Origin of the sequence: Sphingopyxis sp., from assembly GCF_034380315.1 — a bacterium.
GTDB lineage: Bacteria > Pseudomonadota > Alphaproteobacteria > Sphingomonadales > Sphingomonadaceae > Sphingopyxis.
In genome coordinates, this window is sequence record NZ_JAXMPB010000007.1 from 44,816 (window position 1) to 57,945 (window position 13,130).

The 13,130-nt window shown below is 61.5% G+C and carries 8 protein-coding genes; 4 read left to right on the forward strand and 4 right to left on the reverse strand.

Annotation, left to right across the window (positions count from 1 at the left end):
• The 3 genes from U0S50_RS13570 (at position 1) to U0S50_RS13580 (ending at position 5,003) form a co-directional block, all read left to right on the forward strand.
• Positions 1 to 3,210: a multidrug efflux RND transporter permease subunit gene (locus tag U0S50_RS13570; RefSeq protein WP_322309301.1), complete on the forward strand. Its 3,210-nt coding sequence runs from the start codon at positions 1 to 3 to the stop codon at positions 3,208 to 3,210.
• Positions 3,207 to 4,631, forward strand: a complete 1,425-nt coding sequence (locus U0S50_RS13575) for an efflux transporter outer membrane subunit (RefSeq protein WP_322309302.1) — start codon at positions 3,207 to 3,209, stop codon at positions 4,629 to 4,631. Before U0S50_RS13570 ends, U0S50_RS13575 begins: the two co-directional genes overlap by 4 nt.
• A 162-nt stretch (positions 4,632 to 4,793) precedes the next feature.
• Positions 4,794 to 5,003, forward strand: coding sequence for a hypothetical protein (locus U0S50_RS13580; RefSeq protein ID WP_322309303.1), 210 nt, complete (start codon positions 4,794 to 4,796; stop codon positions 5,001 to 5,003).
• A gap of 146 nt (positions 5,004 to 5,149) precedes the next feature.
• Here the strand turns inward: U0S50_RS13580 and U0S50_RS13585 are convergent, their stop codons facing one another.
• A complete protein-coding gene (locus U0S50_RS13585; protein ID WP_322309304.1) occupies positions 5,150 to 7,822 on the reverse strand; it encodes a TonB-dependent receptor in 2,673 nt (890 codons plus the stop codon).
• Between the two features lie 253 nt (positions 7,823 to 8,075).
• On the opposite strand from U0S50_RS13585, the gene U0S50_RS13590 reads away from it, so the two are divergent.
• Positions 8,076 to 8,885, forward strand: coding sequence for a class I SAM-dependent methyltransferase (locus U0S50_RS13590; protein WP_322309305.1), 810 nt, complete (start codon positions 8,076 to 8,078; stop codon positions 8,883 to 8,885).
• A gap of 55 nt (positions 8,886 to 8,940) precedes the next feature.
• Here U0S50_RS13590 and U0S50_RS13595 read toward each other — a convergent pair whose 3' ends face one another.
• The 3 genes from U0S50_RS13595 to U0S50_RS13605 form a co-directional block, all read right to left on the reverse strand.
• On the reverse strand, positions 8,941 to 11,025 hold the full coding sequence (locus U0S50_RS13595; RefSeq protein WP_322309306.1) for a TonB-dependent receptor domain-containing protein: 2,085 nt from the start codon (positions 11,023 to 11,025) through the stop codon (positions 8,941 to 8,943).
• A gap of 208 nt (positions 11,026 to 11,233) precedes the next feature.
• On the reverse strand, positions 11,234 to 12,016 hold the full coding sequence (locus U0S50_RS13600; protein WP_322309307.1) for an IclR family transcriptional regulator: 783 nt from the start codon (positions 12,014 to 12,016) through the stop codon (positions 11,234 to 11,236).
• A 51-nt stretch (positions 12,017 to 12,067) separates the two neighbouring features.
• Positions 12,068 to 13,099, reverse strand: coding sequence for a hypothetical protein (locus U0S50_RS13605; protein WP_322309308.1), 1,032 nt, complete (start codon positions 13,097 to 13,099; stop codon positions 12,068 to 12,070).
• Positions 13,100 to 13,130 lie beyond the last annotated feature (31 nt).

Here is a 13,130-nt window from a genome sequence, read left to right on the forward strand (position 1 = left end):
ATGGCGCGCTTTTTCATCGACCGCCCGGTCTTCGCCATCGTCATTTCGCTCTTTCTGGTGCTGGCCGGGGTCATTTCGCTTTTCGGGCTGCCGGTTTCGCAATTCCCCGACATCGCGCCCCCGACGGTTCGGGTGTCGAGCGTCTTTCCCGGCGCCAATGCCGAGGTGGTCGAGGAGACCGTCACCGCGCCGCTCGATTCCGAAATCAACGGCGTGACCGGGATGCGATCGATCCGGTCGGTTTCCGGGTCCGACGGGTCGTCGATCATCACCGTGCAATTCGCCCTGGAGCGCGACCCCGACATCGCATCGGTCGAGACCCAGAACCGGGTGTCGCAGGTTATCCCGCAATTGCCGGCGGAGGTTCAGAATATCGGGGTTTCGGTGAAGAAAACATCGTCCGACACCCTGATGTACGTTGCCTTCCATTCCCCCGCCAACGCTTATGACAAAACATTTCTTTCCAATTATTTGTACAACAATATCGTCGACGAGTTGAAGCGGACCGAAGGGGTCGGCGACGTCACCGTCTTTGGTTCCCAATTTGCGATGCGGATATGGCTGAAGCCCGATCGGTTGGCGGCGCTTGGCCTGACGCCGATGGACGTCGTCGCGGCCATCCGCGAGCAAAACAGCCAGGCGGCCCCCGGATCGGTCGGCCAACCGCCGACCCAGACGCAGAGCGGGTTTGAATATTCGCTCCAGCTGCAAGGCCGTATCAACCAGGTCCCGCAGTTCGAGAACATCATCCTGCGCAGCGGCGCCGACGGGTCGCAAGTACGCATTCGCGATATCGCCAGGGTCGAACTGGGCGCAAAGGGCTATGCGCAGGAGGCGAGGCTGGACGGCAAGCCCGCCGCCGCCGTTGGCATCGCCCTGTCGCCCGGCGCCAATGCGATGGCAACGGCCGAGGCGGTGAAAGCCCGCCTGGCCGAGCTCAAGACCGCCTTCCCCCCCGATTTCGCCTATAGCATCGTCTATGACACGTCCGAGTTTGTCGGCGAATCCATCGCGGAGGTGGAGCATACGCTGCGCGATGCGGTGATCCTGGTTCTGCTGGTCGTGTTCCTGTTCCTGCAAAGCTGGCGCGCCACGCTGATCCCCATGCTCGCCGTCCCCGTGTCGTTGATCGCGACGCTGATCGTGTACAATTTCCTTGGCTTTTCGATCAACACTTTGACCCTGTTCGGCATGGTGCTGGCGATCGGTATCGTCGTCGACGACGCGATCGTCGTGGTCGAAATGGTCGAACAGAAAATGGAGGAAGAAGGGCTCGCGCCGCTGGAGGCCACGCGCGCCGCGATGGACGAGGTGTCCGGCCCGGTCGTCGCCATCGCGCTGGTGCTGTCGGCGGTATTCGTCCCGATGGCGTTCGTTCCGGGCGTGAGCGGCCAGCTTTACCAGCAATTCGCGCTGACCATCGCGGTATCGACCGCCTTTTCGGCGTTGGTCGCGCTGACCCTGACGCCCGCGCTGTGCGCCATGCTGCTCAAACCCAAGGAGCATGGCAAGGCCGAGAGCGACAAGAATTGGCTCGAACGCTTTTTCGACCGCTTCAACGCCGGGTTCAACCGCATGACCGAGCGTTATGCGCGGTTCATCGGCGTCACCACGACCAGCCTGAAACGTGTCGCCATGGTGCTGCTGCTCGTTATCGTCGCGATCGGCGTCCTGTTTCGTATTACACCGACCGGCTTCGTTCCCGATGAGGATGTCGGCGCCTTTTTCGTCATGGCGCAATTGCCCGATGCGTCGAACAGCCAGCGAACCCAGGCGGTGCTCAACTCCTATTCTGGACAACTCGCCAAACTGCCGGGCGTTGAATCGGTTCTGTCGATTTCCGGATTCGATATTCTGTCGACCACCGCGGCCCCCAATGCGGGCGTCATGATCGCCAAATTGGCGCCGTGGCATGACCGTGGCGGCGACAGTTCGTCGGCCGCGCTGATCCAGACGTCGAACCGGATGGGCTTTGCCGTACCCGAAGCCATGATCATGAGCTTTGGCCCGCCGCCGCTTCCCGGATTTGGCGCTTCGTCCGGGTTTTCGATGATGCTGCAAGCGAGAGCCGGGCAATCGCCCGCCGAGCTGGCACAGGTCACGAACCTGTTTCTGGCGAAGGCGAGCGAAGCCCCCGCGATCGGACGCATTTCATCGACCTTCAACGCCGCGACGCCGAATTTTCAGCTGTCGGTCGATCGCGAACGCGCCAAGGAAATGGGCGTATCGCTGACCGACATATACCAGTCGCTCGGGATCATGCTGGGCGGCGCACAGGTCAATGATTTCAATCGCTTTGGACGCAATTACAAGGTCATGGTGCAGGCCGACGCCAGCTATCGCGAAGATATTGACGCGCTCGGCGCGATCAAGCTCCGCAGCCGCACGACGGGAAAGGTCGTCCCGCTAAGCGCCCTCGTCACGGTCGAAAAGGGCGCAGGACCGCGCTTTACAACGCGCTACAATCTCTATGGATCGGCCGATATCTCGGGGGCGCCCGCGCCGGGATATAGTTCGGGCGACGCGCTCGCCGCGCTCGAAAAGACCGCCGCGGAAACGCTGCCCGCCGGATATGGCTATCAATGGGCGGGCGTCACGCGCGAAGAGGTCGAAACCGGCAATGCCGCAACGGTCGTGATGGCCCTGTCGATCGTCGTCGTCTTTCTGTTCCTGGCCGCGCTTTACGAAAGCTGGTCGATCCCGGTTGCCGTTCTGCTCGGCGTTCCCTTCGGCATCATGGGTGCCTTGTTCTCGGTCCTGCTACGCGGGCTCGATTTCAACGTCTATGGCCAGATCGGCATCGTTACATTGGTCGGCCTGTCAGCCAAAAACGCGATCCTGATCGTCGAGTTCGCCAAATTGTTTCGCGAGGAAGGCATGAGCATCGCCGATTCCGCCGTGAAGGCAGCCAGGCTGCGTCTGCGCCCCATATTGATGACCAGCTTTGCCTTCATTCTGGGGGTCGTGCCGTTGATGATCGCTTCGGGTGCGGGCGCGGCATCAAAGCATTCGGTGGGAACCGTGGTGTTCGGCGGAATGCTGGTCGCCACCGTCATGGCGGTGTTCATGGTTCCCGCCCTTTATGTCATCGTCCAGACAATGACCGAGCGCATCGCGGCGTGGCGCGCGGGCGAGGAGAAGCGTCAGCCCGCGTTGAATGCGGATCGCCCATCTCGCGGCAGCGCACCGGGCCAGGAGGGCGCGGCATGAAGATCGCCCAGCCCCTGCGCGTCGGCACGGCGGTCCTTGCCGCCCTGTCGCTGTCCGGCTGCATGATTGCCGGCCGTGACTATAGCCGGCCCGACCTCGGCCTGCCCGCCGGCCATGCAGTGCCGATCTCGGAAGAGGATGCGATCACCGCCGCCAACACGCCCTGGTTCGCGCTGTACCGGGACCCCGAGCTGCAATCGCTGATCCGGGAATCGCTCGCGCACAATCTGGACCTGCAGCTTGCCTTTGCCCGGATAGAGGAAGTCGAAGGACGGTTGAGGACATCACGAAGCCGCCTGTTTCCCTGGATCGACGGTGCGCTGCAAACCAGCCCGGCGGCACAGACCAATTCGAACGACAGCAGCTTTACGCTGGGGTTGATCCTCAATTGGGAAATCGACCTTTTCGGCAAGCTGCGCCGTGAAAATGAGGCGGTTCGGGCCCAACTCCTCGCAACACGGGCCGGCAGGGACGCCGTCGTGTCGACCCTTGTGCAGCAAGTCGCGGCGAGTTGGCTGTCCATTCGCGAGTTGCAGGCCGAAGAACGGATTCTGGAACGCAACATCGCGCTGCAGCAACGGTCGCTGGGGCTGGTTCAGTCGCTCCATCGCGCAGGTGTCGTGTCCGACAGCGAGGAGCAGCAGGCGCGCGGTCAACTCGCCGGAACCAGGGCGCAGCTTCCGCAAATCCGCAAGACGCGGCTGATCAGCGAAAATCTGCTGGCCACATTGCTGGGTCGCTATCCATCGCCACTGGAATTGGCACCCGTCGCGGACCAGGGAGGCGAACGCGGGATCGCAAGCCATGATCTGCCACTGGGCGTTCCGGCCGACCTGCTCGCCCGCCGCCCAGACGTCAGGATGGCCGAACAGGCCTTGGTCGCCGCGACCGCCCGGGAAGGCGTCGCCATTGCCAACCGCTTCCCTTTCCCGACCATCGGCCTCAGCGCCCTGTTCGGGCGCGCGTCAGGACAGATCGACGGGCTTTTTGATGACGCAAAATCGGTATCGATCAACAGCTGGGGGCCGAACGTCACGCTGCCCATATTGGCGTTCGGACGCGACCAGGGAGGTGTCGATACAGCCCGCGCCCAGACAAAACAGGCGCTGATCCAATATCGCCAGGCGGTGCAGAATTCGATGCTCGACGTGTATCAGGCGGTCTATACCTATCGCGCGGCGCAGGACCAGCTCGCACCGCTGGCCGACCAGCTCGCGGCGGCCGAACGCTCGCTTCATCTGCAGGACCTGCGCTTCAAATCGGGCGTGAACGACTATTTGTCCGTCCTCGACGCGCAGCGCCAGCTGCTGTCCACCGAAGTCGCGCTGGAACGCGCCCGGTTGAACCGCGACCTGGCGTTCGTTGACCTGTACCGTGCCCTCGGCGGGGGGTGGGACAGCGAAGAAATCGAGCAGGACTAGGCAGCCAGCCCGCCGACCGGGCCGCGATCGCAGACGTTTTCCTTCGTTCCGGCTTCAGCGAGTTGGAGTTCACGACCGCGTTCAAAGGGACGCCATAGCCAAATATGGAACATGCGCAGCTCGGGCTGGACAGACCGGCGTCCCGGCCGCTACCGGCGCGCCATGAGTATCATCGCAACCATCATGAATCTTTCGACCGGCCAACCCATCCAGCGCATGAAATTCGGGCGTATGCCCAAGCCCTGGACCAGCTTCAACCTCGCCACCGGCGAGCTCGTGACCGCGGAACGGGTCGATATCGGGAAACCCGAACCGGGGAAGTTCGCTGCGACCGTCAACATCTGGGTCACGCCGAAGAAGAAGGACAACTGAACGCCAGGTCAGCGCCCGAACCGCCTTCTTCCCGACAATCAAGAAAGAATGAGGCGAAGCGGCTGCGCTAGCGCTCCGCCCTAAAAAAAAGTGGCCGGCTCTCTGGAAGGAGAGCCGGCCAGGCCTATGCGGCAGTGCCGGAGAGGTCAGAATTTGGCGCGCACACCGAAGTAGAATTGGCGGCCATTGTCATAGGTTGCACGCGGACGATCGCGCGTTCCGGAATATTGATCGATCGATTCATTGGTCAGGTTCACCGCCTCGGCCGTCAGCGCGATATTGTCGGTGACATTGACGCTGACCGATGCGTCGAGCGACGACAGCGATGCCTGATTCAGCGGCGACGAGCGATCGATATCGATGAAGAATTTCGAACGATAATTGTACGACAGACGCGCACTGAGCAGATCATCCTCATAATAGCCGGTGAGATTCAGCGAGTGCTTTGAATTGCCCGGGATCGGATCGCCGTTATTCGCCTTCGCATCCGAATAGGTGTAGTTGACGACAGCGCCGAAACCGCCCCAGATCGGACGCGACACCTGGAATTCGAAGCCCTGATTGCGTCCACCCGCGCCGTTGCTGCGCCGGTTGATCTGATAGGGACAATCGAACAGGTTCGGATTGCTGCCCGCCGCCGGTACGCAGCCTGCCGGCTCCGATCCCGGAACGAACACGCTCGGCAAAATCTCCACCGACGTCGTGTTCACGATATAGGATTGGATATCCTTGTAGAAGGCCGCCAGCGCGACGATCGTCTCGCGGTCGGGATACCATTCGATCGACAGATCATATTGATTGGCGCGATAAGGTTTCAGATTCGGATCGCCGCCACGCCCCGTCAGAAGCGTACCGTTGAGATCGACGCCCGGCGTGATGTCGACGAAATCAGGGCGCGTTACCGTCTTGCCCGCACCGAAGCGCAGCACGACCTGATCCGACAGGTCAACCGTCAGGTTCGCACTTGGGAGCACGTCGGTATAGGAACGCTCGGCGGTCGCCGGCGTGAAACCGCCGAAGGGGTTGGTGAACTGGGGATTGGCGCCACCAATAATGAAGCCCTTTGACGTCTGATCGGTGCGGATCACGCGCAGACCGGCGTTCCCGCGCCACCCTTCGCCCGCGAACTTCGCGAGGCCGTAGCCGCCATAGGTTTTTTCATTGATCGAATAGCTGTTGCCCGGAACCAGGAAGCGATCGGTTCCCGGCGCCGTCTGTGCCGCATAGATGGCGCGCAGCTTTGCCGGGTCGACCCGCCAATAATCGTCGAGCGTGCCCGACGAGGACACATTGTCGAGGAAGTCGCCCGGCATCCCGCCGCCAGTTGCGAAATCGGCCGAAGTACAGGCGCGGCCATCGCAGCGCAGGCTGGGCGTGAACACGCCGCCATTGGTTGCGAAGCGATCGGCGACGCGATCATGATCGGTATATTTCACCCCGATCTTCAACGCCGTCATCGGCCCCCATTCGACCTGCTTTTCAAGATCGAGGTAGAAATATTTCTCCTCATCCTCGTTCGTCACGCTCTGGATACGGGCGAAGTCGGGACGGATGCCCGCCGGGTTCAGGGGGTCGGGGTTCGCGAAGCTGACTTCGGGGCGTCCGCTGCGCAGGTCGTAGCTGAACGAGCCCGGACCGGCGAACTCGATGAAATTCTCGTTACTGGTATCGCCATTGGCCTTGGTCCAGCCGGCCTTGAAATGGACTGTCAGCGAATCCGACGGGCGATAGGTCAGGTCGAAATCGGCGGACACGGTCTTCGCCACCGCCTGACGATCGATGGCGTCGTAAACGACGCCGAACCCAGCCGTACCGCCGCTGCGCGAGGCGATATTTCCGGCCACCGCGACACCATCCTTGATCACGGCGTTGGTGATCGTACCACCGCCACCAAGTGCCTGATCCCCCCAAGCGAGATAATTCTGGTTGAAGTTGTCGGCGTTGAAGCGGGAATAAAGCCCGGTGATGTTGATTTCCAACTCGTCGGACGGACGGAACTGGATGCCGATATTGCCGCCATAGCGTTCGCGATTCTGTTCAAACATCGTCGAACCGATCAGCGTCGGAACCAGGGCATCCTGGCCGCCGCCCACGGCTGCAGAGCGATAGCCGAAGATTTCGAGGCCGTCGCGGCGCGTCCGGCGCTTCTGATAGATGGCACCGACCAGAATGCCGAAGGTTTCGTCGGAATTTTTCCAACTGACCAGCCCGGACACCTGGGGATCAAGCTTGCCAGAGAGGTCCGAATAGGCGGCCTGCAGCGACGCAGACACCGTCAGCGGGTCCAGGTCGAGCGGATTGCGGGTGACGACGTTGATCGTCCCGCCAACGCCGCCTTCTTCGACATCGGCCTGCGGGCTTTTATACACTTCAAGTCGGCCGATGATCTCGGCGGGAAGCGTGAGATAGTTGAAGCTGCGGGTCGAGGCGACCTGATCGAGGATGAACCAGTCAGCCGTCGCCACCGAGTGACCGTTCAAAAGGGTCTTGGTCAGATTGGGCGCCGTGCCGCGCAGCGACACACGTTCCCCTTCGCCAAACTCGCGGTTGACCACGATCCCCGGAACGCGCTGCAGCGCCTCGGCGACGTTCTTGTCCGGGAATTTGCCGACATCCTCGGCCGTGACCACATCGGCGATGACCGCGAGATCGCGCTTCGCCTCGATCGCCTGGGCGACGGACCCGCGAAAGCCGGTGACGACGATTTCATCTGCACTGGCGGCATCCGCCGCGTCGGTCGATTGCGCAAAAGCCGGCGAAACGCTCGCCATGCTCGCGATTACACTTGCCGTCGCCAACAGCGACCTAGAACTCGACATATAGATCCTCCCATTCTTTTTGTTCTGATGGATCGAATTGGTATCATATTTTAAATACCAATATCAACCAAAGAATGCGTTTCGCACCGAAACCCACTCAAACCGCCTAACAGCCTAGGAAATCTTCGAAGAATTCCCCTTATTGGTATTTAATTGGTTATCTTCGCGACCCGGAGACCGTCGCGCGCCGGAAACAACGGGCGGACATGTTCCCGGCGATTCGCGTCCGGGCATCGATGGCATCGCTTGAGTCATGGCGATGTTATGTTATTACATTGCCATGACTGCTCTGGACCATGGTTCGCAAACCGGCTCGGCCCTTTTTCGCCACATCGAATCGCTGCACGGCCCGGAGCCTTGGGGAGCCTTGCTGGACGCGGGCACGGGCACCCATTCGATCGGATGGATCCGTTCGCTCGCCACCACCCGCTGGACGGCCGTATCGGGCTCTCAGGCTCATGCAGCGCAGGTAGGCCGGGCTGTCGCCGACACCCGACGTCCGGGCGATCGGATCATCGTCGGAAATTGGGCCGATCCTACGCTGCTTGCCGGGGAACGCTATGACATCGTGCTCGCCGACTATCTGCTCGGCGCGATCGACGGTTTTGCTCCCTATTTCCAGCACAGACTGTTCGCGCGGCTGCGGCCGCTCGTCGGAAAGCGCCTCTATATCGTGGGACTGGAACCCTATGTTGCGGGAACGCCCGATACCACCGCAGGACGGATCGCATGGAAAATCGGACGCTTTCGCGATACATGCCTGCTCCTCGCAGGAGAGCAGCCCTATCGCGAATATCCCGTGCAATGGGTGGTCGACCATCTGGAAGCGTCCGGGTTCCGCGTGACATCGGCGCGGCGCTTTCCAATCCGTTACAAGCAGCGCTTCGTGAACAGCCAGATCGACATGTGCGCTCCGCGCTTGGAGCGGATGGCCGACCGGGCGCTCGCAACGGCGCTGGCGGCCCATGGCAGCGCCCTGCGCGACGAAGCCCTCGCCCATATCGAGCGCGAGGGCTGTTTGCACCATGGCTTCGACTATGTGCTGGCGGCCGAGCCGAGCTGATCCGACGCGTGCGATGGGGAAGGTCGCGCCCCTCCCTTCCCCATCGGCTCGACAATCAGAAGTGGGTGCGCAGTCCGAATACGAAGTTGCGACCGCGTAGCGGCGAGGCATTCTTGATGAACGAGGCGTGGTTGTACGCCAGTTCGTTCGTCAAATTGGTGGCCCGAACAAATATTTCGGCGTCGGCCTTGGTTCCGACATCGAAACGATAGGCCAGCGTCGCATTGATCATGTCATATCCCGGCGTTCGCGTTTCGAAATCGGCGATCTTGCGTTGGGTGAAGACGTGATAATATTCGATGTCGGCCGAGAAGGCGCCCCACCGCCCGTCGGCGCGCGCGCCCAGTCGGCCGGAGGGGATGCGCGGAAGATTTCCGCCACCATCCTCCAGCTTGGCGCGAACATAGTCGCCAAATAGCGACAGACCGAAATCGCTGGTAAATTGATGCCGCACTTCGCCATCGACGCCGGTAAAGGTCGCATCGGCGGCCGTGTATCGTATCAAGCGAAAATCTTCGAAACGGTCGAGCGTCCGAGCGAAGATATAGTCGTGATATTGTTGGTGATAGGCCGCGAGGGTGAAGGTGGTCGCACCGGCCGTCTTGCGGAACGTGATGTCGACAGACTCCCCCTTTTCCTTGCCCAGCGTTGCGGTTCCCAGTTCATAGGTATTGGTCGCCAGGTGAACGCCGCGCGCATAAAGTTCCTGCACATTGGGTGCGCGTTCCGAATGGGCGAGCGAGACAGCCAGCGAGTAATCGCCGCCCACATCCCACACCGCCGCACCCGAGATGGAGAAGGGGTCATGCTTCGCGAACCGACCGCGCGTGGTTTCGATCCGCTGCCACTCCTTGCGAAGCGCGAGCTCGAACCGGACCGGACCGATATCAAGCGTCTCCATCAGGAATAGCGCGGTGCTGCGCGTGTCGGCCTCTGGAATGAACGCCTCCTTGCCCAGCGCGCTCGTCTTGCCATCCGAGTGCTGGACACCGAAAGCACCCCGCAATCCGCCGAGCGGTTGATGCGCCATTTCGACGCGGATGTCGTGCGCCTTGTTCTTGAATGTCGTTCCGATCTTGTCGCCCTCGATCTCGTCATGTTCATAGTCGGTGAACGACAATCGAAAACGGAACTTTTCGATCCCGGGCAGCGGATCGTCATAATCGCTGCGAAGGTCGAACCGCTCGCTGCGCAGTTTCACGAAAGGCACTTCGTCATGGTCGTGGCCATGGTCATGGTCGTGATCGCCGTCGTCATGACCATGACCGCCGCAATGCAGGCGAGAACCGTGCGGGTGGCAATCTTCATAATCATGATTGTGGCCCGGCAAGCCATATTCGCTGCGCTGGCGGGTATAGGCGACGCCTACATAGCCACGGTCGCCGACCCACGACACGCCGCCGCTGACGGTCGAACCCTTGTTGTACGATCCATCGACATGGCGTTCCCCGAAACCACCGGGCACGCGGTAGTCGTTCGAATCGCGGTGAACCCCCTCGATATGGAAAACAATCGGGCCGGTGCCCGCGGTAATCCCGCCGACCAGCGAGCGTTCGTCATCGGCGGTGCCCAGCCGCCCTTCGAATACGCCGGCAAAACCGCCCTCGGGTACGCTGGTCGGCACTTTTTCATCGAGCAGGTTGATCGCGCCGCCAATCGCGCTGCCGCCATACAGCAACGCCGAGGGGCCGCGCAGAACCTCTATCCCGCGCAGCAGCAGCGGCTCGGTCGTGATCGCATGGTCGGGCGATATCGCGGACGCATCCTGAATGCTGGCGCCATCGGATAGCGCCTGGACGCGCGGCGCGGTTTGCCCCCGAATGACCGGTCGGCTCGCCCCGCCGCCGAAATTGTCAAAATGGATGCCCGGCTGTCCGGCCAGCGTATCGCCGAGTGTCGCCTGTCGGCGGTGGATCAACTGATCGCCCGACAAGGTTATGACCGGCGTTGCCGTTTCGTCCGCCTTCAGTCCAATCATGCTTGCGGTCACGACGATTTCACGGTCGGCGAGACTGCCCGCCTGGGCGAAGCCCGCAGGCGGCACCACCGTGGGCCGTGTCGGAGCGGCTTCGGCCGCCCAGCCTGGGTGAGGCATAACAGCCGGGACCGCAGCGGACAGAAGGAGAGCTTTGAAATTCACGGAAAAAACCCCTTTCTCAATAGACGGGGCACCCTTTATGTTACATTATAACATACCTCAACAAAATTCTTCCCGACCCAAAGAGAAGGCGCGTCGCCATCCGGACAGACCCCACGGCGAAGTCCCCGCCGCACCATATGCACGGCGGGCGGGCAAGAGAGAAAATCGTGCGCGAGCAGCGACCCACGCTCGCGCATCGGGCGAGATGCTATCCTGCGGCGGGATCCGCCAGCAATTCGCGGTCGGGCATCAGCAACGACGTTGCGCCTTCCGCATATTCGGCCTGCAGGCAGGCCGCGACATGATTGACCTGGGCAAGCAGATCGTGATCGGGTTCCGGCATCAGCAATGACGACGACAGAATAACCCCGATCGTCCCGGCAATCAGGCCATCGGGTTCGAAAATCGGCGCCGCGATGCCGCCGAGTCCGCTGCCGCGCGGATTGGCTTCGAAATCCACGCCATAGTGGCGCAGGTTGGTCGCAACGCGCGGTGGCGTCGGTTTCTGATCTTCGAAGAAATAGATGAGCCGCGCCGCCGGCGAGGTCGGCAGCGTCAAAACCATGCCCGGATGGATCATGATGCCGGGTTCGAACTGATTGTTCACGGACGACACCACCATCGCCCCGCCCCTGGTCGGCGTTGCGAGCAACGCCGTATGGCCGGTGGCGTTGAACAAATCCTGAAGAAAGGGCCGTGCGAGCTGTACCAGATTGCTCCGATACACCGCTGCACGGCCGAATTTCAGCAGCTTGCGACCGAAAACATAGCCTTCGCCTTCGCGCGCGCGATCGACCAGCCCAAGCCGCGTGAGCGTTTGCAGGTGCCGTGACACGCGCGCCTTGGTCATGCCGAGTTGACGCGCCATGTCGGTGACACGGACCGCTTCGGTCGCTTCCGTCAGCACTTCCAGTATCTGGACAGTAACCTCTACGCTCTTGACGCGGGCCGAACCCGTGTCGTCGTCGGCTTGTTCATTTGTTTCGGTCATACTGCCTCCTAACACGCACCTTCCGGTCCGAGAAGTGAGACCGAATAAAATCTATTCGGCCTGATTCCACAGGGTAAAGGCGCAGGAAGAACCGGTTCCGCCTTCGGTCCGATACAGTTTCTGATAGTCGACCAGTTGCATGTCCAGACCGGCGGCATCCATGGCCGCTGACGTGGCAATCCAGCTCTTGCATTCGGACGTTCCCGCCATCAGCTCGTTCTGGGGGATGGCACGCAGCCATTGGTGGTCGCGGGTCCGCATCGCTTCCAGGAAACGATGATCCCATTCGGGATCGACGACGAAATGGGTCAGCCCGCCGGTCGTCAGTACCGCAACGCGCGCGTCGCTGTCCCACGCCTCGATCGCCTGCGCGACGGCCGCGCCAAAATCATGCGCCCGCGCCGCACTGGGGCTATTGTCATAATACCAGCAATTGACATCGACGGGCACCTGCGGACGGATCATGTCGCGCATGATGTTCTTGTACAAAAAGCCATAAGCGTGCGGCATACCGTAAAGCAGCGACTTGTCGTTACGCACCGTCGGCTTTTCATGGCACAGGGTCACGTCGAAACCGCCCTCGCGCACCAGATGGCGGGCAAGATGGGTCCCGAAGGCCCGGTCACCCGGATAGACCGTCGGTGCATCGGGCAGATGGCCATGGTCAGAAATCTCGATCCCGACCGGCAGACGCGCCTTCTGTTCATCGGTCCGCGGAATATTGGCGATTTCGTCGGCTGCGATCACCGCGAAGCTCGGCACGATATCCGAAAATATCTCATGCTGGTCATTCCCGATGATAACCACCAGATCGGGCGCAGCCGCCTTATAGGCTTCGTGCAGCCGATCCATCGCAGCAAAGCTCTTGTCGAGCGCCGCCTGCCGCGTCGCCAGGTCGAGTTGATCGCCCAGACGCTCTGCCGCGCGCTCGCTTTCCAGCTCGGCATATTTCAGCTTGCGCCCCTTGAACCACAGCGGAATGCCGTCCTGCCGGTCGCGAGCGGCCCGAATATCCCAGTCCTTCGCCATCGTGTGGAGCTGCGGCGTATGTGCACATCCGATCCCCAAAACTATCTTCGCCATTTTTCCTCCTCAACCGATTGACGGCACCATT